This is a genomic window from Coraliomargarita sinensis (genome assembly GCF_003185655.1).
GTDB classification, from domain to species: Bacteria; Verrucomicrobiota; Verrucomicrobiia; order Opitutales; family Coraliomargaritaceae; genus Coraliomargarita_B; species Coraliomargarita_B sinensis.
In genome coordinates this window covers 330810-351955 of sequence record NZ_QHJQ01000003.1, presented here as the reverse complement: position 1 = coordinate 351955, position 21146 = coordinate 330810, and the positions used below count along the sequence as shown (strand labels likewise).

At 54.0% G+C, this 21146-nt stretch carries 17 protein-coding genes; 9 read left to right on the top strand and 8 right to left on the bottom strand.

Features of this window, described 5'->3' with window-relative positions:
- The first annotated feature begins 97 nt into the window (after positions 1-97).
- From DDZ13_RS06090 to DDZ13_RS15815, 5 genes are all read left to right on the top strand, one after another.
- Entirely contained in the window at positions 98-1678 is a 1581-nt protein-coding gene (locus DDZ13_RS06090; RefSeq protein ID WP_110130543.1) for an aldehyde dehydrogenase (NADP(+)), read from the top strand.
- Positions 1679-1694: 16 nt separating this feature from the next.
- On the top strand, positions 1695-2645 hold the full coding sequence (locus tag DDZ13_RS06085) for a dihydrodipicolinate synthase family protein (protein ID WP_110130542.1): 951 nt from the start codon (positions 1695-1697) through the stop codon (positions 2643-2645).
- Between the two features lie 324 nt (positions 2646-2969).
- Positions 2970-3710 carry a hypothetical protein gene (locus DDZ13_RS06080; protein ID WP_146209264.1) on the top strand — a complete coding sequence of 247 codons (741 nt, stop codon included), beginning with the start codon at positions 2970-2972 and terminating at the stop codon, positions 3708-3710.
- Positions 3711-3715: 5 nt separating this feature from the next.
- Complete coding sequence (locus DDZ13_RS06075; protein ID WP_146209263.1) at positions 3716-4750, top strand: hypothetical protein; 1035 nt, start codon at positions 3716-3718, stop codon at positions 4748-4750.
- Between the two features lie 121 nt (positions 4751-4871).
- Complete coding sequence (locus DDZ13_RS15815) at positions 4872-5003, top strand: hypothetical protein (RefSeq protein WP_269845164.1); 132 nt, start codon at positions 4872-4874, stop codon at positions 5001-5003.
- 66 nt (positions 5004-5069) lie between these two features.
- Here the strand turns inward: DDZ13_RS15815 and DDZ13_RS06070 are convergent, their stop codons facing one another.
- A complete protein-coding gene (locus DDZ13_RS06070) occupies positions 5070-7037 on the bottom strand; it encodes a M60 family metallopeptidase (RefSeq protein ID WP_110130539.1) in 1968 nt (655 codons plus the stop codon).
- 180 nt (positions 7038-7217) lie between these two features.
- On the opposite strand from DDZ13_RS06070, the gene DDZ13_RS15605 reads away from it, so the two are divergent.
- The gene (locus DDZ13_RS15605) at positions 7218-8687 is read left to right on the top strand and encodes a 3-keto-disaccharide hydrolase (protein ID WP_199221062.1); all 1470 of its coding nucleotides are present in this window, start codon (positions 7218-7220) and stop codon (positions 8685-8687) included.
- 18 nt (positions 8688-8705) lie between these two features.
- The gene (locus DDZ13_RS06060) at positions 8706-9929 is read left to right on the top strand and encodes a Gfo/Idh/MocA family protein (RefSeq protein ID WP_110130538.1); all 1224 of its coding nucleotides are present in this window, start codon (positions 8706-8708) and stop codon (positions 9927-9929) included.
- Between the two features lie 52 nt (positions 9930-9981).
- On the opposite strand, the gene glmS is transcribed toward DDZ13_RS06060, so the two are convergent.
- Positions 9982-11832 carry a glutamine--fructose-6-phosphate transaminase (isomerizing) gene (glmS, locus tag DDZ13_RS06055; protein WP_110130537.1) on the bottom strand — a complete coding sequence of 617 codons (1851 nt, stop codon included), beginning with the start codon at positions 11830-11832 and terminating at the stop codon, positions 9982-9984.
- A gap of 72 nt (positions 11833-11904) precedes the next feature.
- Here glmS and DDZ13_RS06050 point away from each other — a divergent pair, with 72 nt between their 5' ends.
- Together DDZ13_RS06050 and DDZ13_RS06045 are read left to right on the top strand one after the other, a co-directional pair.
- A complete protein-coding gene (locus DDZ13_RS06050) occupies positions 11905-13200 on the top strand; it encodes a glucose-1-phosphate adenylyltransferase (protein ID WP_110130536.1) in 1296 nt (431 codons plus the stop codon).
- A gap of 122 nt (positions 13201-13322) precedes the next feature.
- Positions 13323-14168, top strand: coding sequence for a universal stress protein (locus tag DDZ13_RS06045; protein WP_110130535.1), 846 nt, complete (start codon positions 13323-13325; stop codon positions 14166-14168).
- On the opposite strand, the gene lgt is transcribed toward DDZ13_RS06045, so the two are convergent.
- The 6 genes from lgt to DDZ13_RS06015 form a co-directional block, all read right to left on the bottom strand.
- Positions 14141-14989, bottom strand: a complete 849-nt coding sequence (gene lgt, locus DDZ13_RS06040; protein ID WP_233246096.1) for a prolipoprotein diacylglyceryl transferase — start codon at positions 14987-14989, stop codon at positions 14141-14143. The two genes, DDZ13_RS06045 and lgt, sit on opposite strands and share 28 nt — an antisense overlap.
- A gap of 89 nt (positions 14990-15078) precedes the next feature.
- Entirely contained in the window at positions 15079-15513 is a 435-nt protein-coding gene (locus DDZ13_RS06035; RefSeq protein ID WP_110130533.1) for an ExbD/TolR family protein, read from the bottom strand.
- 15 nt (positions 15514-15528) lie between these two features.
- Positions 15529-15939, bottom strand: coding sequence for an ExbD/TolR family protein (locus DDZ13_RS06030; protein ID WP_110130532.1), 411 nt, complete (start codon positions 15937-15939; stop codon positions 15529-15531).
- Between the two features lie 32 nt (positions 15940-15971).
- A complete protein-coding gene (locus DDZ13_RS06025; RefSeq protein WP_233246095.1) occupies positions 15972-16754 on the bottom strand; it encodes a MotA/TolQ/ExbB proton channel family protein in 783 nt (260 codons plus the stop codon).
- A 28-nt stretch (positions 16755-16782) separates the two neighbouring features.
- Positions 16783-17880 carry a hypothetical protein gene (locus DDZ13_RS06020; protein ID WP_110130531.1) on the bottom strand — a complete coding sequence of 366 codons (1098 nt, stop codon included), beginning with the start codon at positions 17878-17880 and terminating at the stop codon, positions 16783-16785.
- Positions 17870-20899, bottom strand: a complete 3030-nt coding sequence (locus DDZ13_RS06015) for a tetratricopeptide repeat protein (RefSeq protein ID WP_110130530.1) — start codon at positions 20897-20899, stop codon at positions 17870-17872. The genes DDZ13_RS06020 and DDZ13_RS06015 overlap by 11 nt, the downstream gene beginning before the upstream one ends.
- Positions 20900-21146 lie beyond the last annotated feature (247 nt).

Sequence of the window (21146 nt, the reverse complement as noted above, 5' to 3'; positions counted from 1 at the left end):
GTAAGCGGGGCTGCATTCTTGTTCGCAAGTCAGGCGAAATCGGGTGACATCCATCCTATCTCTTTACATTTAAGATTAAACCTGCACAGATACTGGCATGTCTAAACTATCAGGAAAATCTATCATTGGCTTCTCACGCTCTGACAGTGACGAAGTCTTCACGAAAGCCGTTAATCCGGCGACTGGTGAGAATCTCGAGCCGCAGTATTTTTCCGCTTCATCGGATGAAGTGACGAAAGCGGTCGATCTGGCTGAAAAAGCGTTCCCGGTTTATTCCAATTTGCCTGCTGCCAAGCGCGCGGAGTTCCTGCGTAAGATCGCCGAACTGATTGAAGAGGCCGGCGATGCTATCGCCGAGCGCGGTGTCCAGGAAAGCGGTCTGCCGGAAGCCCGCATGCGCGGCGAGACCGGTCGGACCACCGGCCAGTTGCGCATGTTTGCTGCTCTTATCGAGGAGGGGTCCTGGGTCGATGCCCGTATTGAAAAGGCCAATCCGGACCGTGAACCGCTGCCCAAGCCGGATCTCCGCTCCATGAAACGACCGCTCGGACCTGTCGTCGTCTTTTGTGCCAGCAACTTCCCGTTGGCTTTCTCCGTGGCGGGTGGTGACACTGCTTCGGCACTCGCCTCAGGATGCCCGGTGCTGGTCAAGGCTCACCACTCACATCCCGGAGTTGCGGAGATCGTGGGGAATTGTGTCGATCAGGCCGCCCGCGACACGGGGATGCCGGAAGGTGTCTTCTCGCTCCTCTTCGGTGGCGGTCGCACGATCGGTGTTTCCATGGTGGAAGCCCCTGCGGTTCAGGCCGTCGGCTTTACCGGTTCACGTTCGGGCGGCACGGCGCTCATGAAAGCCGCAGCCGGTCGTCAGCAACCGATTCCTGTTTATGCCGAGATGAGCGCGGTCAATCCGGTCGTGCTTCTTCCTGAAGCTCTGAAAGAACGAGGTGAGGCGATTGCCGAAGGCATGCTCACATCCCTGACCATGGGCGTGGGGCAGTTCTGCACCAACCCCGGGCTTATTTTTGTTCCCAGCGACGCAGATCCCGCCTTTAAGCAAAAGCTGGCCAGTCTGGTGGCTGAGGCCGCCGGGGCCTGCATGTTGAACGCCGGCATCGCCAAGGCTTTCAAGGAATCCACCGCCGCGATTGCTGCGATTGACGGAGTCGAGACGGTCGCCACGGCGAAAGACGCGGGCGATAATTGCGGCTCTCCCGCTGTTTTCTCGGTCTCCGTGGAGAAATTCCTGAACAACTCCGACCTTGAAGCAGAGATGTTCGGCCCAGCCACCCTGATCGTGGAAGGTACCGTCGAGGAAATCGAAGAGGCGGTTTCTGGACTCGAGGGGCAACTCGTGGGCACCGTTCACGGCACCGAAGCAGAAATCAAAAATTACACCTCTTTGGTGAAAGCACTGGAAGGCCGTTGCGGCCGTCTTGTCTTTAATGGTTTCCCCACCGGTGTGGATGTCTGTCACGCTATGGTTCACGGCGGTCCGTTCCCGGCGACCTCGGATGGCCGCAGCAGTTCCGTCGGGACGATGGCGATTGATCGATTCTGCCGTCCGGTAGCGTGGCAAGCGTTCCCCGAGTCTCAGTTGCCTGAGGAACTTCACAACAGCAATCCGCTTAAGATATGGCGGCTCGTCGATGGTGAGCGCAGCCGCGACGCACTTTAACCGAATAATAAATACGATGTCTAAAAACGAATCACCAGTTTTTCGCGGGACGATGCCCGCACTCATGACGCCTTGCGACAAGGACGGCAAGGTCGATTACGACGCGCTCGTTGAGACCGGCAAGTCCTTGATCGAGCAGGGTATGTCAGGCGTGATCTACTGTGGCTCCATGGGCGATTGGCCGCTCCTGACCGATGAGCAGCGCCAGACCGGGGTCAAGAAGCTCGTAGATGCCGGAGTGCCGGTTGTGGTCGGGACGGGTGCGGCCAGCACCGCCGCTGCGGTCGCGCATGCCAAACATGCTAAAGAATGCGGCGCCATTGGCCTGATGGTCATCCCGCGTCTGCTCTCGCGTGGCATTTCCGTACCGGCCCAAATGGAGCACTTCTCTGCTGTCTTGACGGCCGGTGAAGGGCTTGAGGCCGTCATCTACAACAGCCCATATTACGGTTACCAAACCAAGGCGGACCTCTTTTTTGCGCTTCGCAAGAAGCATTCCAACCTGGTTGGCTTCAAGGAATTCGGCGGGGCGGATGCGCTTTCCTATGCGGCCGAATTTATCACTTCCGGTGACTCCAGCCTGACGCTTGCTGTCGGTGTCGACACACAAGTTTACCACGGTTATGTGAACTGTGGTGCGAAGTGCGCGATCACCGGTGTGGGGAACGCGCTGCCGAAAGAGGTGCTTCGTTATGGTGAACTTTGCCAACGTGCCGCTTCGGGCGACGCCCAGGCGCGCATTTACGCTCAAGAACTTGAGGAGGCCTTGCGCGTGCTTTCGACCTTCGACGAGGGCCCGGACTTGGTGCTCTACTACAAGAAGCTCATGGTTCTGGAGGGGCACGCCGCCTACGAGCACCAACTCAATTCCTTCGACAAGCTCTCACCGAGCCAGGATGCCTACCTGGAAGACCAGTGGAAGCTCTTTCGCAACTGGTGGGCCAACTGGCCCGGCGCCCAAGACTAGTCGGAAGTCCAGTCTGATTTATAACAATGACCCGCATGAAAATACGGGTCTTTTTTTGAAGGTGCTAGTTCATCTGGAAGCTGGGCGATGGTGGCATGAGGTTCCCGGCTATTCGGAAGCACTGTTGGGCTAATGCGTTGACAGTTATGCTAATAGCATTCATTAGTTATATTTATGGGTGTGTCTTTTTGCCGGTTCTACAAGGTTTTTTTGGTCGGTTGGATAAGCTTAGCTTTATCATTAGTTCAAGGGGCGACGACGATAGATTCCACCAATAAGTACGCATGGAGTTCGAATGCGGGCTGGATCAATTTTGAGGGTGATGTGAACCAGGGGATTGCCATCACCGAGTCCTATCTTTCGGGCTACGCCTGGGCATCTAATTTTGGCTGGATTTATTTTGGTAATGGCTCGCCTGCGAACGGCTATTCATATGCCAACAACGCTTCAGCCGATGTGGGGGTCAACCATGACGGGGCCGGTAACTTATACGGCTACGCTTGGTCCGCCAATGTCGGCTGGATCCATTTTGGAACGGAAGGTTCGGTGGATACAAATCGGCCGCGCTTTGATCTGCAGAGTGGCGATTTTACGGGTTATGCCTGGTCGGGTAATTTAGGTTGGATTAATCTCGGTGGAGGTCTCTTGACGACGAGCCGTATGGATTGTCCGGACACGGATTCGGATGGCATGGCTGACAGCTGGGAAATGAAATATTTTGGCAACCTGACTACGGCGACGGATAAAAGCGACTACGACGGCGACGGTGAGATTGACCCGCGTGAATATCTTTCGGCCACCGACCCCACTGATCCAGATCAACGCTTCCAGATTGTGGATTACGCCTTTGGCCTGGGCTCGGGCAAATATTCCCTGGTATTTACTTCCTCGGTAACCCGCCTTTATCGAATCTATCATAACGACGATCTCGAGACGCGATGGACCTTGGCCTCGCTGGGGCTTTTTGCGCCGGATACCGGAGGCATAACCAGTAAGACCTACACTGGCCCGATCAGCGATATGCTCTTCTTCCGGGTCGAAGCCGTCAAACCACTACAACCCTGATATCGATGAAAACAACCCATACGCTCATGATCGCGACGGCTACTATGATGGCCGTAACTTCTCTAATCGCTCAATCTGGTGGCCCGATTGTTCCACCCGGGGTACCAGGTCAGACGATGAAGAGCCTCGATGAAATCGAGCCGAGGACCCCTCTAGTGGACGGAGCTGCCGGAGTGAGCATCGGAGGCTTGAATGTTATTACAATAAGCGAGGCGGGAAGTTATTATTTAACGGGTAATCACGCTACGAGTGGTACGCACGGCATCGTAGTCAGTTCGGACAATGTGACGATCGACCTGCGCGGACATACGATCTCAAGGGGAAGCGGTGCGGTTTTTGGTAGTGGTGTTTACCTCAATAATATTAGCAATGTGCGCATCTTGAATGGTATCATCGACGACACGGATTTGAATAACGGGGTGTTTTTTGGAGGCACGGTTGGGAATGTCGAAGTTCGGAATGTTATCGTCCGCAACACGGCAGTCGGTGGAATTATCCTACCGCTGAATACACCTTCCGCCGTTTATGAAAGTACGGTTGCCTCAGCGACGGATACCGGAATCCAAGCTGCCTTGATTGTGGGTTGCAACGCAAGTGCTACAGGCGTCGCGCTGCAGGGAGGAACCGTGCGGACTTCCAATGGGGTGAGCTTTGGTGCCAACGGCATCGATGCCGCGAATGTCTTCGAGTCTGTCGGAATTACCGCGGTCGGCGTCGGCATTCAAGCGACCAAGATGATCACCAATTCGCAGGGCACCAGTGCCGACGGCGACGGGATCAATGGTGCAATGGTTGTGAATTCTATGGGCATTTCCAACGGCGGTGATAATGCAGCCAACGGCATCGATGCCGACCATGTCGTCGCCTCAAACGGCACATCGACCAGCGGGCATGGGATTTTGGCGACGAATATCGGTCAGTCTTCCGGGATATCGACTTCGACGGCGGACACGCACGACGGGATTTCGGGCGATATTGTGACCGCTTCCTATGGCAGCAGCACAGGCGACGACGGTATTCATGCCCTGACTGTAGGTTGAGAGTGTCGGGTACAGTACAGGAGACTCTGTCGGAGCCAGCACGGACGGAATTTTTGCCCTACGTAATATTGTTAATTCATCTGCGTTCAGCCAGAACAGTGACGCACTATCCGCGACGATTGTGGCCTTCAGTCGAGGCGTCTCCGGTAGCGGTACCGCAGGTGATGATGAGATAAACGCCACCACTGCAATCGGTTGCTGGGTCAATGGAGGCGAACTCGACGCCAGCGAGACTTACATCATGAGTCCGTAGCCGGTGTTTGGTCGATCATTACCCAGTCTATTGTTTTTGATCAGTTTGTTTCCTAAGACCAAGCCGTCATGACTCCGGTCGACCGTCCGGGAAGTAAGTATCCATAATCTTCTGGAGCGTGCCCCGTACCTTTTCAGCGACTGCCTTGTCGTAGGATTCCCAATACGCCGCGTGATTGCGCTCGGTAGTGTAACCATCTTCATTGGGCTGCTTTTCCCACCAGGATTTTGCGTATTTGCGAAAAGCGCCGCGATCCTCCGGGATCAAGCTTTTGTAATGTGCAAGGGTGTCGTAAACCGCCTGCGAGGGTTGGATACCCAAATCGTGAATGGCCTTTGCCTGCTTTTCAAAGTCGTGAGGCGGGATGCCCCAGAAATGGAGGAGAGGGCGCAGGTCGGCGCCGGTCACCTTCGAGAGGCGTACGGTGTAGCGGTCCGAGTCATCGTCTCTCACATCCTTGGGCCAGGAATTGCCCGCTTCGTAATCCGCGTGTGTGGACTCCCAGAAGCGGCCAAGCATGTGCCATCCAAACAGGCGGGCAACATCGACATACTTGGCGTGCCCCTTGAGTTGATACTGTCGTTCGTAGGGCTTCATGAAGCCGTCCTCGACAAAGTTCTGGCTCATCATCCAGGCGATGGCGGTGGTGTCCAGGGTGCGGAAATCGTTTTTCTCGCCACGGGAGCTGCGGAAGGCGGCATCCAGATCCATGCCAAAGGCCTGGCTCATCACCGCCACATGGGGGAGGTTGACGGCGGCTTCCCGGTCGCCCGCGTATTTCGGGAAGAGAAAACCGTGGCCCTTTTCATGGAATTCGTAGCTGTGCGCATTGCGCGGGCCGCGCACAAGGTGGTGGTTGTGGTAGCCGCCATAGTCTTTTCTGGGATCGTAGCCGGCGTTGACTCCGGGGTATCCCGGGTGGAAGGCGCGTCCTCGCAGTTGGGTGTCCACTTGCGTGTAGACGGTCTCTCGTCCGAAAAGGTGGGGGCGGCCCATCAGGTCGTTCATCCTGTCCATGGAAAGATCCCACTCATTCATGTAGGTCGCCGGGTCGTCCATTTTGTAGATCCAGCTGGTGGGGACCTGTACCATGAATTTATCGGACTGGAAGTCCGTCCATGGCGCCTTGTGATGACGTTCGCTCTCACGCCATTCCTTCAGCGAGGTTCTGTGAAAGTGCTTCCATGAAAAATAGGGCGAGCGGGCCGCGTTCTTGACCGCGACTTCGACAATGCCGGCATCGGCTCCGGGGGGCACTTCAATGTAGATGCCGCCGCCCAGAGGATTGGCCACGCGGACTTCCGTGCTGTCGATGTCGTAGAGCGCGGAAACCCGGAAGAGCCGTTCGACGCGCGGTTTCTTCTCCAGGTCCCAGGAATGGGCGCCGACCCGTACCTGATAGCCCCGGCCGACAAGCGATTCCGGGACGATGATCGTCGCGGTTGTTCCGGGAACGAGATAGGCACCGGTCGGTTTCACGGCGGGACGTTCGTCCTGAAATTGCGGTGAGCCCCAGACATCGGGGTAGCTGCCGTTGATTGTTACTGTGTAGGCTTCCGGATTGATGGGCGCTTCCACTTTTCCGGGGAAATAATCCGCAGTGCGGAATTTGAGCGAGCCAATCAAATCGCCGTATTTCTTGAGTCCCTTGCTGTGATAGACCTGGTCAAAGAGGTGCTGCATCGCCCAGAAAGCCGCCCAGTGAATCGTGTCGCTGCTGTCCTTCTTCTTTTGGTGCAGTTGTTTTTTGCCGATAAACAAAGGCTTATGTCTGGCGTCGTAGGCATTGATAAACTCGATCACATTCTCGATGGAAGCGGCATCTTCACCGATGGCCGCCGCATTCGTATTCAGGGTTTCGAGTTCGGACGCGATTTCTTCCGTGGTCAGTGTCTTGCTCTTGTTGACATGAGCGGTGAGTACGTCGAGCGCACCCTCCAAAGCAGCTGCGTCGGCCGCGTTTGCCGGGGTGATCGCGATGGCGCTGCAGGCAAATGCCAGGAGCGCGTAGAGTCGGAATGCGGGAATCATCATAAGTAAAAGTTAAAAATAGAAAAAGCGCGTGAGGCGCAGGCATGGGACTGAGCCTACAGGATGTGCCCTGAAGTCAATCCCAGGGAACGAAGGGTTTTTGTCCCGACAGGCTTGCATAAGTTCCCGCCCGATGTCCCGTAAAACCTTGAATTCCGTCTTCGGCGGGACATTACCTTTATTATGATCAAAATACTTCGACCCCTGATTTTAATTTCTCTGGCATTCATCTTGGTAGGGTGCTTCAAATCGAGCTTCGAGGCGAAGCAAGGAAAATGGATTCCTTTGTTCAATGGAAAAGACCTGACAGGCTGGACGCCCAAGTTTGCGGGCCATACCCTGGGTTACAACCTCAACAATATTTTTCGGGTCGAGGACGGGCTTTTGAAAGTCTCCTACGAGGACACGGAAGAATTTAAAGGCGACTTCGGACATCTGTTCTACGAGACGCCCTACAGCCACTACCGGATCCGGGCGGTCTTTCGCTTTACCGGCGAGCAGCTTCCCGGCGGCCCGGGCTGGGCTTACCGCAACAACGGGCTCATGCTCCACTCGCAGGATCCGATCACGATGGGCCTGGACCAAAAATTCCCGGCGTCGATCGAGGTACAGTTCAAGGGCAACAAATTCGTGGACGGTCAACCGACGGATAACAAGACCATGGGCGCACTTTTCAACCCGGGCACGACCGCTCGCGTGAATGGCGAAAAGGTCGTTCAAGCGCAGACCTCGTCACCGGTCTTCGAGGGCACAGAATGGTGCACTGTCGAGGTCGAGGTGCGTGGCCAGGAGGAAATGATTCACTACGTCAACGGGGAAGAGGTGCTTCGCTCGACCGACTTCCGCTTGGACCGCGGCGCGCCGATCGGCAGCGGCTTCATCGCCATTCAGGCCGAGACCCATCCGACCGAGTTCAAGTCCATCGAGTTGATGCTGCTCGATCCCCCGGCGACCGCCACAAAAACGGGCACGAACAATAAGGCGCCGGAGGGCTATACTTCCCTTTTCGATGGCGAAACCCTGGAGGGATGGAAGGTTCACCCCAAGAGTGTCGGCCACTGGAAGGTGCTCGATGGCGTGATTGATTACGATGCCTTGAGTGAGGCGCCGGGCAATGAGCGGCACCTTTGGACGGAGAAGAGCTTTGGTGATTTTGAACTTCATGTAGACTGGCGGATCAAGGAGCTCAACGGTCTTTACCCCGTGCCGATCATTCTTTCCGATGGAACTTACAAGAAGGACGAAGACGGGAAGGTCATCACCATGCCCACGCCAAACGCGGACTCAGGGGTTCTTATACGGGGTGAGATGAAATCGCAGTGCAATATTTGGAACTGGCCGGTCGGCTCCGGAGAGGTCTACGGCTACCGGATGGACAAGAGCATGCCGGCCGAGGTGCGGGCCGCCGTCACCCCGAGTCGAAAGGCGGATAATCCGATTGGCGAATGGAACAAATACATCATCACCATGAAAGGCGATCGCCTGACGGTAAACCTAAACGGGCAGACGGTGATCGAAAACGCCAAGTTGCCGGGCATCCCGCAAGAGGGTCCCATCGGTTTTCAACACCATGGTGGGAAGAACAAGGACGGGGAGTATAACAACTCCGCCAGCCTGGTGCAGTTTCGCAATATATTCATCAAGGAGCTCTAGTCGCCGGTCCGACTTGCAATGGACAACCGTAGGCAATTTCTAAAACAGACCGGCCTTGTGGCCGGCGCGTTTGCCGTCACTCAGCCCCATCAAGTTCTGGGACAAAAATCAGCCAGGGAGCCTAAGTTGAGGGTCGGCATCATCGGCTGCGGCGGGCGATCCCACAATGTCGGTGAAATGGCGCTGAAAGACGGCCGCTACGAGATCGTGGCGCTGGCGGATTATTTTCAGGATGCTGTCGACGAGGTCGGTGAAAAATACGGGGTGGCCGCCAATCGCCGCTATACCGGTCTGAATTGTTTTCAGCGGCTGATCGACGCGGGTGGGGTGGATATCGTCGCGGTCCTTTCGCCGCCTTATTTTCACCCCGAACAGGTCGAAGCCGTCGTCGAGGCTGGCTTGCATGTTTGGCTCGCCAAGCCGATCGCGGTGGATGCTCCGGGCGTGGCGCGTATCGAGGCGGCCGCCCGTAAGGCGGCATCGAAGAAGCGATGCTTTCTGGTTGATTTTCAAACCCGTGCGCTGGGGCACTATCACGAGGCTGCACGCCGAGTGGCCGCGGGAGACCTCGGCCATCTGGGCTATGGCGAGATCGAAGCCACCAGCACGGCCTTCGGGCTACGCGTTCCCCATGGAGGCAAGGAAACGAAATTGAAGAACTGGCTACAGTGGAAAGATCTCTGCGGGGAGAACATTATCGAGTTTTCCATTCACGCCATCGACATGGCCAGCCTGATTATTGGTCGCCCGCCGGTTTCGGCGACTGGCTTCTGCGAGCGCAACATAATTAATGAAATGCCGGGCGACGTCCGTGATGTAACCAGTGTGGTTTACGATTACGGTGACGGCTTCAAGTGCGTGTTACGTGCAAAACGCTTTAAACATTATCAGATTTCCGGTGGGCTTGATCTGGCCCTCTTCGGCGAAAAAGGCGGGCTCTTTGCCACCTACAAAGGGGAAGTTTATATCAAGGGTGAGGCACCATTCAACGGTGATCGTTACATGGGCGAGAAGATACGAGGCATTTACAACCTCGGGATTCTAAAGAACTGGGATACATTCTATAGGAACATTACCGAGGGCGATTACAGTCAGGCCACAGTGCAGCCCAGCGTGGACTCTCACTATCTGGCCCTTCTCGGCCGTGAGGCGGCCTATGCGCAAGGGGCCAGCGTGACTTGGGATGATATCGTAAAAAGCCGCAAGTCTATGGAGTTCGATACCAGCGGGCTGAAAGTCTAATGCCAGAAGACAAGAGAAGTTCGGTTTGGCGATTTTGCTGACCGTGGTTTAATTACTCCACCGTGACTGATTTCGCCAGGTTACGTGGTTTGTCGACGTCACAGCCCCGTTCCAGTGCGATGTGATAGCTGAGCAGTTGCACGGGAATGCTCATGAGTATCGGCTTTACGATCTCGTGGCACTCGGGAACCACGACGAGATCGTCGATCAGGTCTTCGGGAATGTCGCAGTCTTCGGTGGCGATGCAGATGATCTTTCCTTTGCGTGCTTTGACCTCCTGAATGTTGGCCAAACTCTTGTGAAAGATCTCTCCGGAGGTGGCGAGGAATACGCTGGGACATTGCTCACTGATCAGAGCGATGGGGCCGTGCTTCATTTCGGCGGCAGGGTAGCCCTCGGCGTGGATGTAAGAGATTTCCTTGAGCTTGAGCGCGCCTTCAAGAGCGATCGGGAACATAAGTTGGCGGCCGAGGAAGAGGCAGTCCTCATAGTTGGCATATTGCTTGGCGATCGCGGCGATTTTATCGTTTTGCCGGAGAACTTCGCGGATTTGTTCCGGCATGGCTTTGAGTGCTTTGACGATCTCGACTCCATCACCATAGCTCAGGTCGCGCAGGCGACCGAGGTAGAGCGCGAGCATGGCGCAAAGCATAATCTGCGAGGTGAAGGCTTTGGTCGAAGCCACACCGATTTCCGGGCCGGCGTGCTGGTAGATCCCGCCGTCCGACTCGCGGGCAATGGTGGAACCGACACTGTTGTTGATGGATAATGTGCGGTAACCTTTTCGCTTTGCTTCGCGCAGCGCGGCCAGCGTGTCGATTGTTTCGCCGGACTGGCTAATGGCGATGACCAGGGTGTTTTTGTCCAGCGGGGCATTGCGGTAGCGAAACTCGGAGGCGTACTCCACCTCGACCGGGATGCGGGCGTAGCGTTCGATAAGATACTCGGCTACGAGGCAAGCGTGCCAGGCGGTGCCACAGGCAATAAAGAGGAGGCGATCCACATGGCGGAGTTCCTGCGGCGTCAGGTTCAGGCCGCCAAAGAATGCCGTGCTGCCGTCGTCGGCGAAGCGGCCACGCATACCGTTCTCCAGAGAGACGGGCTGTTCAAAGATTTCCTTCTCCATGAAGTGGTGGTAGTCACCCAGCTCGGCCGCGCTCGTATCCCAGTCCACCTGATGAATGACGGCTTCGACGCTTTTACTGCTGACGGTGCAGATGGAAAAATCATCGCTCTTGAGGTGCACAACTTCGTTGTCGTTCAGATAGACGACATTTTGCGTGCAGTGAGTGATCGCATTGACGTCGGATGCCAGTAGATTTTCGTCTTTTCCGATACCAACGATGAGGGGCGAGCCCTTGCGTGCCCCGATTAATTCCCCGGGGCACTCTGTGCAAACCACGGCAATTCCGTATGTGCCCTCGACGTGGCTGAGCGTTTTTCGTACGGATTCGAGAAAGCGGCTTTTCCCATCCACCTCGGGCTCCTTGGCATAGTGGTAGGCGATCAGGTTGCAAAGGGCCTCGGAGTCGGTGTCCGATGCAAAGCGATAGCCCTTATCAATGAGGAATTTCTTCATCCCGAGGTAGTTTTCGATGACCCCGTTGTGGACGAGTGAGATCTTCCCGTCGCTGCTGGTATGTGGGTGGGCATTGGCCTCGGTGACGTTGCCGTGGGTCGCCCAGCGGGTGTGACTGATGCCGAGATTCCCTCCGAGTTGAGCTTCGCTCAGCGCTTCTTCCAAAGCCTTCACCCGGCCTGTTCGCTTGACTTGCTCAAAGCCGTCAGGCATGGCAACTACCATCCCCGCAGAATCATAGCCTCTGTATTCCAGACGCTTTAAACCATCCAGCATGACACTTCCCGCACGTTCGCGGCCGACATATCCGACAATTCCGCACATAAAGCTTCAAATGAGTGCATGTAGCGCCTAAGTTACAAGCCTATTGCTACTCTCAATTTACCCTTAAAAGACATGAAAAAACGCAAAGTAATCTGCATTATCATGGGCGGCGGCCGTGGATCGCGCCTGAGCCCACTGACGAAAGAGCGCTGCAAGCCGGCTGTCCCATTGGCCGGGAAATACCGTCTCGTGGATATACCGATCAGCAACTGTCTGAATTCAGGTTACAATCAGATCTTTGTCTTAACCCAATTTCACACGGCTTCGCTGCACCGTCATATTCAGGAATCCTACAAGTTCGACCCATTTGGAGGCGGATTTGTCGACATTCTGTCTGCGGAGCAGACAGATCGCGATGACAACTGGTATCAGGGCACGGCCGACGCGGTCCGTCAGAATATGCATCACTTCCACGGTGGCGGTGAGGACGACCTTTATATCATCCTGTCGGGTGACCAGCTCTACCGCATGGACCTACACGATGTCGTGCGTGAACACGATGCCTCCGGTGCGGATGTGACCATCACCGCCAAACCCTTGGGGCTCGATCAGGCCGAAGGTCTCGGCCTGATGCGGGTTGATGATAATCTCGAAATTAACGAGTTCGTGGAGAAGCCCACGGATCCGGAAATTATCAAAGGATTGGCCGTCGGTGATTCAGTGAAGAAAAAAATGAAAGATCCGGGCGATCGGGACTACTGCCTGGCTTCCATGGGGATCTACGTTTTCAACGCAAAAACACTGAATCAGGCACTCGATTCGGATACGACTGACTTTGGTAAGGAAATTATCCCCGGTCTGCTTGGTAAGTCCAAAATGTGCAGTTACGTATTCGATGACTATTGGGAGGATATCGGTACGGTGAAGGCCTTCTTTGAGTGCAATCTCAGCCTGACCAATCCGGTGCCGGAGTTTGATTTTTTTAATGAGGATGAAATCATCTACACGCACGCCCGTTTTCTGCCTGCTTCCAAATTGAATAAGTGCAGCTTTGAAAGCTCCATGATGGCCAATGGTTGCATGCTGGATTCGGCCGAGTTCCGCCGCTGTTCGCTTGGGGTCCGTTCCCGGGTCAAGCAGGGAACGAAGATGGAGAATGTCGTTATGATGGGCTCCGACCGGATTGAACGCCTCTTTGAAATGGACGAAAACCTTGAGAAGGGACGTCCTGATGTCGGGGTGGGTGAAAATTGTACGATCAAAAATGCCATTCTCGATAAGAACGTGCGTATCGGCAACAACGTGGTGCTCGATCCAACTGGACTGGCGGATAATTACGGGCCCGATGTCGACGTAGCCATCCGGGATGGGGTTTTAATCGTCTGTAAGAACACAACTGTACCTGACGGTTTTGTACTCAAGGCCTAGGCCGTTAACAGTTCGAATGGGTTTCTTGCTCGTCGCTTTAACGTTGCAAGGAAGTGTCTTTTTGAAGAGACTTGTGACATCCCAAGAGAGGAAATCCACTTACCCAATCAGCCCCAAATCCCATGAACAAGATACTCGTTTGCACCGACGGTTCCCAGTATTCACAAGTCGCCTGTCAATATGCCGCTTGGTTGGCCAAGATGGAGAATGCTTCTATCACTGCGCTCTACGTTACCGACCTTCGTTTATTTGAAGTGCCGGCCGTAGCGGACTTAAGTGGTAGTATGGGGATACAGCCCTTCGAGGGCATGGTCGCTCAGCTGCAGGAAGTGGAAAAAGTGAAGGCGAAGTTTGTCGATGAACAAGCCACTTCTATTTTTCAGGAGGAGGGTCTTGCCGATCAAGCCGAATTCAAACACGAAACCGGTCTCTTGGTGGATGTCGTCAAGGACATGGCCGATAGCTATGACTTGATCGTTCTGGGGAAGCGTGGCGAAAATGCCAACTTCGCCTCCGAGCACCTTGGGTCGATGTTGGAGCGCGTGGTGCGGGCAGTGGATAAACCTTGCTTCGTCAACAACCGGGAATTTTCCGAGATCAAACAGATCGCGATTGCATACGACGGCAGTGAGAGTTGCCAAAAAGCCATCGAATACTTTGTCGCTCAACAGAGCTTCCATAAGATGCACTTTCACGTTCTCAGCTCGGTCGAGGGGCACGATGAAGACCTTGCTTCACAGCGGCTGACCGAAGTCGAAAGCCGATTTAAGGCTGTCGGTATTGACGCGACTTACCAGAGCCTAAACGGAGTCGTGGAAGCGGCCATTACGGAATATGTGGAGGACAACCGGATCGATCTGCTGGTTTTGGGTGCCTACGGCCACAGCCGGATACGTGAACTACTTATCGGCAGTACGACGACCGAGCTACTCAGGCGATGTCATGTGCCGGTATTCTGTTTTCGTTGATTCCTTCGGGCCAGGATGATCACGAACGCTCCGGCTAGAATCAGGAAAATTGAGTAGAACTGGCCGCGGCTGATTCCGAGGATCAGGCTGGCGTCCGGCTCGCGGAAGATCTCCCCGAGTATACGGACCAAACCGTAACCCAGCAGAAATTCCCCGCCGATTTGACCTGCCGGAGTACGGGTCTTCCAGAAGCGCCATTGCAGATAAATCAGAAGGAAAGTGCCCTCCAGAGCGGCTTGATACAATTGTGAGGGGTGGCGCGGGTCGGGATAGTATCCGCCAAGATCGGGGTGGTAACTCGTCGGGCTTCCGGGAAAAATGACGGCCCACGGCACCGTGCTGATTTTGCCCCACAGCTCACCATTTATAAAATTCGCAATACGCCCGAACATAAGGCCCAGAGGGGCAAGTGATGCAATGGCATCGCCCAGCTTTAAAAGCGGGTATTTCTGCCTGCGGGCGAACCAATAGAGTGCGAGGGTGACGCCAACAAAACCACCGTGGCTGGCCATACCTCCCTGGTCGACACGGAAGAGGAGTAGGGGATTGCGGATAAAGGCATCCAGATCATACATAAGCATGTAGCCGAGGCGGCCGCCCGCCAGTACCCCGACAATGACGGCAGTTATCAGAGTCGCCCGCGCATCGGCGTTGATCGCAAATTTTCCACGTTGATCGTAAACGCGGAGCATGAACCAGGCACCGATAAAGCCCGCCAGGTAAGCCAGCCCGTAATATCGAATCCCATCGATTCCCAGCGGGTTGTCCGGAAAGCGAATCAGGAAAGGGCTTAAATCATGCACCCAATAGGAGCTGGCCATCGGCATAGACTAGGTTCTTCAAGATCGATCAGGACTCATAACAGAAGACCCTTAATTTGCCAGCACGTGGCGGGGCAAAGCAAACCCAACTAGTTTGCAAAGGAAACGAACTGAATGTCCGCAGCAGCGCAGGCATCCAAAACCTGTATTGCTTTATAGTGCGGCGAAACTGGGTCGGCTTGTATCACCACGATCGTCTTAACCCCCATGTTGTCCGAGGACGCCTTCAAGCGTTTCAGCGTGGTGATTAAGCCATTCAGGACGATATTTTCAGAAGTGCCACTGGCGATTTGCCCGCCATTAAGGTGAACACTGCCGTCAGGTAAGACGTCAATAATATGCTTACTGGGCAACTCATCGGAAGGCTCACCGGGTACGTTCGTCGGCAACTGAATACCCAGGTCCGCCTCTTCCTTGATCAAGCTTGTGGTGACCATGAAGAAAATCAGAAGTAGGAACACCACGTCGATCATCGGCGTCAGGTCGGCTTTTTCGCCACTCCCTAAAATGTCTTGAGTCTGCATTATGTTAACAAGGTTTTACTTATCAGACTGGTAGGCTGCGAAGATGACATTATAAATGCCAACGCCCGCACAAGTCTCCATTACGTCGTATACGAATTGGTGCTCCGTGTAACTGTCGGCACGGATGTAGACCTTCAATTCCGGATCATTTTCCCGTTCTCTTTTCAGGATTTCTTCCAGGCCATCGAGATCAGTGGGGTAGACGCCGGCATAGAGACTGCCATCACGCATTACCGTTACCGTGTTACGGCCACCGAATTCCTCCGGGATGACGGAGTGGATCGCCACCGGCATATCGACCTCCTTCTTCTCCGCAGTTACCATATTGGCAACCGTCATAAAGAAGACGATCAGCAGGAAGACGACGTCGATCATCGGGGTGAGATCGATCGTCTCATCTTCGGTGTCTGGTCTCCAAATCTTCATCGCGTAGGTAGGTTGAGCTTGTGCTTATGCGATTAGCTCTTTCTGGAGCGAACAATGTCGCCGTAGAAGCGGCCGAGAATCAAAGTAATCTCAGAAACAATCTTACCATATTTGTTCTTGAAGAAGAAAAAGAAGAACATGGCGGGAATGCCGATGGACATACCGGTCGCGGTGGTGATGAGCGCCTCCGAAATATTATCGGCAAGAATGTCAGGCTTACCCATGCCCTGTGCCGCGATCGCGTTGAAGGCTTTAACCATGCCGCTAACCGTACCGAGTAGACCGAGCATAGGTGCAATCGCCGCAATGATGGACAGGTAGTTTACAATGACGTATGGGCCGGTCAGTTCTTTGGTGGACGCTGCTTCAAAGGCTTTTTCCACGGAATCGGCATTCACTTGCTCGCCCCGGAGAGTTTCGTCGATGACGTGACTAATTGTGTTGGTCACCGGGCCGGGGTTATTGACGCACTGTTCACGTGCGGCATCGAAATCGCCGGAATTGATGCTGTTCTCGACGGAGTCGATCACTTCATCGTCGATAAAATTACTACTCCGCAGGGCGATCCCGTTATAAACGGCAAGGCCGACTGTCGCGACGGAAAGCAGCCCGAGTGGCCACATAGCCCAACCACCAGCTTTGATCATGTCGAGCAGAGATTTTTCAGCGGGAGGCGCGTCCTCGGTGAGTTCCGCCATTTCCTCAGTGGAATCCGCGTCACTACCTGTTGTTTGAGCAGACAATGGCAGAACGAGTGCCATCAATAATCCTGCGCTGATGAGAATGGTATGGATGTGATTTTTTTTCAGCTTCATATGGGTGTGGATTAAAAGTTAGTGTAAATTAGTTTTGTTGTTCGATTTCTGGGAAACGGTTGATGATTGATTTGCGCCACATGTTGTTGGGATAGAAAACAGCCATCTCTTTGGCCAGGCGGCTCGCAGGGACCTTATTTTTGTCCATCATATAGGATTGAATCATGAGAAAGTAAATCTCTGGTTTGTAGGAGTCGGCAATAGTGGTCCGAACCATGGCGCGGGACAAGTAGCGAAGTGCCTGAACAGAATTTTCTTCTGACAGGGCCAGACGGCCTTGGGCGAGGCAATAGATCGAGAACAAAGGACTTTCTTCGGTCACCTCGCCGATCTCATTCAGTAGGCGCTTGGCCTCGTCGGTGCTGCCGGTATTGGCGAGGTTATAGGCAGTCCACATGCGGCCGAGTTTGCGCATGGTTTCGTCTGAGGACTGGCTGAGCACGTTGTAGATGCTTTCCACGATTTCATTTTCGCCCAGCAGTCTGAGCTTATCAGCAACCGGCAGGGCAAGGTTGGAAAATTGTGCGACTGAAAGTCCCTTCTGCAAGGTGTTGAGAAGATCTTCTGCGAAGTTGATGCGCTTCTCGTTTACCATGCGCTCCAGCAAGGTGCTGGCATGGTCGACAAACACCGGCGGTAGGCTGGGGCTATTCCAGGGGATAGCCGATGTCGCCTCAACGGCAACTTGGGGCGCACCGGCGTAGACCAGTGCCCGATAGTAAATTTCGGAGTAGAGGTGAAAATTACAGTTGGACTCGGGGACGACAAGGAAACGCAGCAAGTCGATCGGAGGATTTCTGATTGATCGCAGTGCCTGATCGTAATTGCCGTTGAGGACATTCAACTGAATATCACTGAAGTTGTCAGGATAAGAGTAGGTGAGCCTTATCTGTGAATCCTCCTTAATGGGAATCGAGGCTTCTGCACCCTCCATACCGGCAAACTGGAAAGTGACGGAATTTCCCTGCATGCCGACCAGCATGATTTTCTGTCCGTCCTGGTTGGTCACAGGGATCGGTTCCTTAATTCGGAAATTCTGTGCCTCTGACTGTGCATTCAGAGAGCACACCAGCGCCATGCTGGCCGCTAAGACGGCCGCCGGGGTTTTCTTTAAATTAAAGCGCATAGTTTTCTTCGATTAAACGGTATCCTTTAGTGTCTTTCAGATCGTCACGAGTGCGAACTTCCGAGAGCAACTGATTAACGCTCTCGCTCTCATTCATAGATTCCAGGGTTTTGAGGTCCCAGTAATAAGCTAATGCGACTTCGTCGCGGAAACCGGCGAACCCGAGCATAAGCCTTTCAAAGAAGCCATGCGCTTGAGCGTAGCTTTGCATGTTGTAGTAGGCCACGCCTAGATGCAGGTGGGCTTCAGCTTGGGGCCTGCCGCGCCACTCCGGATTTCTGAGAATGTCGGAGAGCACCTTCAGGGCCTCCTCTTCGCGCTCAAGCTTGATCAGGATCTCGCCCTTCGCGAGGAAAGGGGTGCCGTTTTCGGCACGCATTCCAAAGCGCTCAATGACACGCTCGTAGTGAGACAATGCATTTTCCCAGTTTTCTTTGGACGGATTGCCTTCTGCCTGGCCCTTGGCGATTTCGGCCATCGTCAGCATGGTCTCATAGCGATTGGGAGCGTAAGGGTGCTTTTCGAGCGAAACCTCAAGTAGAGCATTTGCCTGAGCCGGATTCATCGTCATTAGCTTCTTTGCACGCCACAACATGACAGCCGGAGAGGCACTCTTGACTTGTTCTTCCGTAAAAGGGAAGAGCATGTCTGAGTCGGTGAGTTTTTCCCGCCCCATGGCGATTCGAAGTTCAAGAACTGTCGTCGAACCAGTGGCCTCGGCGAGTAGCTTGGAGAAAATCAGCTCCGGTTTGTAGGGTGCGAGCTGATCCAGCTTTTCGTTGTAGTCGGAACGAAGCCCGCTGAGGATATTTTCCGGATTCGCTGTCAGCTTCTTGCGGAAGTCCCGGTCGCGTACGATTTTCTGCGTCAGGTTGGGGTCCACTTTCTGCCCCTCATCAGATTGGAAGAATTTGTACTGAGCGGCACGGTCCTTGATGATGCTGTCGCGATAAGCGGCATCATCCAGAAGGGATTCGATCAGATCGATGGCGGCCTCATAGTTCGTGACGTAAATCGGGTAGTCTTTGACATACTCCAGTAAAATCTGATCGGCGGCATATCGCGTGGGATCGTTAGCCGTGGCTTGCAGGCCGAGCGAGTTGTATTTGAAGCGTTCGGCAATACGTCCCTGCCGCTCTTCGAATCTTCCGAGGCGCAGATAAGCTTCCCCCAGTTCGGCGTCATCACCGTAGCGGTCGATATAGGAAACCAGCGCCTTGACGGCTTCCTCGTCGTTTTGCTTCATTTCATAGACCTCGGATATCGCGAAGGTCGCCTTTGTGATGAAAGTAAGATTGTCTGTGAAGTCTTCCACTTTCTTGTAGTGCTCGAGTGCACTATCCATGTCGTTCTTCTCACGCATGATATCGCCGAGGTACAGTTCGGCTTCACCTCGGCGCTTGCTGTTCGGATAGCGCTCGACGAAATCTGCGAACAGGCTGTAAGCCTCTTGAGCGTTTTGGGCGCCATAAACGCAGATTGCACGGCGATAGTAAGCATCCTCTGAGAACATGCTGCTGCCACCATATTCATCGATGAACTCATTGAAGCTTTCCAAGGCACGATTGTAATCAGCTGCAATTGTCAGCCCCAGGGAGCGCCAGTATCTGGCCGACTCCTGAGTTGCATCCAGGTTTGAGTAGGCTTTGCTGTAACGCTCCATTCGTTCGGAGAGCTCGGCGTAGCGCTCTTTCTCCAATAGGAAAATAGCGAGAAGGTTGGCCAGTTGCGCGCCAACTTCGTCTTGTTCGGGACCTTCGTCCAGATACCTGGTTGCGAGATCGTAGAACTCTTGTTCCTGGCCCTGTTCCTGATAGTAGCTGGCGAGGTCGAGGGTGATTTGTCCTTGGTATTTTTTATACTCGTCACGACCGAGGTAGTCTTTCGCCAGCTTTTCCAGCATGAAGTCGTCTTTGACCTCGCGTGCCTGGCTGAATGCCAAGAAGAGGAATTCTTCCGCCTGCTCGTGCTCGGGATAGTCGAGCATGAGGTTGTAGAAGGACCAGAGGGCTTCCCATGTGCGCTCCGATTCGAGCAACACACGAGCGGAGCGCCACCTGACGTCTGCATCGTAATCTCGAATACCTTTAACCGCCTTAAGGTTGGCTTCGGCTTCCCGGAGGCGTTTTTCAATGGATATGGCTTCCTCTGAACCGGGGGCTTTGTAATCAAGCGCAGTCTTCAACTGCTGAACGGCTTGCTCATAAAAGGCGACGATATCCTGTTTCTTCTTAACAATCGCGTAGAAGAGAATCGCAAAGTCGTAATTCCCACTCTCGAAGAGCTGGTCCCCGGCTTTGATCAGGGTAACGTTGAATTTCGGGTTGTAGAGAGCTGCCTTTTTACCGGTCAGATCATTGAAGTAGGGCAGGATCGCGTCGATGTCGCCTTTCGAGAGGTAGGCCTGCAGCAGCCATGTGGCGGCTTCGGCTTTGGCCTCTTCGTCCAGAATGGCTTGTTCATAAGCTTCCATGAAGTAGGGCATACCCGCTTCCGGCTTGTCTGTTTTCAGATATGTTTTTGCGATGACGCGTCTGATATCGTTCCGTACGGAGCCACTCGTTCTGGGATTGTTGTAGATCTGGGTGTAGGTGGTAATTGCTTTGCCATATTGCTTCAGGTCCGAATAAGCGTCGCCGAGATTAAGCAGGGCGATGATTTTTCTCGGCCCGCTGGGGTATTTCTCGATGTATTCTTCGAAAGCTTTGACCGCATTTTGCAAAGATTCCTCTTTCTCCGTCTCCTGATACTCCTGCAGGTGGGCTGAGGCTAAAAAGAAAGCGATCGCTTCCATGTTCTCCTTGTTGTCCTGCTCCTCCATCCGCTTCTTCATCTCAAGAAGGAAGGGGCGGGCCTGGAGAAACTCGTTTTCCCCCACCAGCTTGATGACTTGCTCGTTGAGGGACTGGTCGCCGAGCTCTTCTGGGTTCGCGGTCGTTGGCGTACTTTGACCGGCCAGAGTTCCGGCAATGAGAAGAGCGGCGAGGTATGTAAAAATTTTGCTGCGAAAACCAGCCATTTTAGGGAACAGTTTTGTTATGATGTAACGATTGGTGAGACTAAACGTAAGCAATATCCCAATTAATAATTAGATGTAAAGCTCTCTCTTACATTCGGGAGTCTGCAGTGTTCCTTTTGAAAGCACTTTCGTCTCCACCGATGGCATTCAACAGTTTTACGATTTTTATCATAAGAATAAGACGAGTCATCCCCACTTGCTAGTCGCAGCGTGTTGTTTTCTGGTTTTGACTTTTTATCGGCCGAAA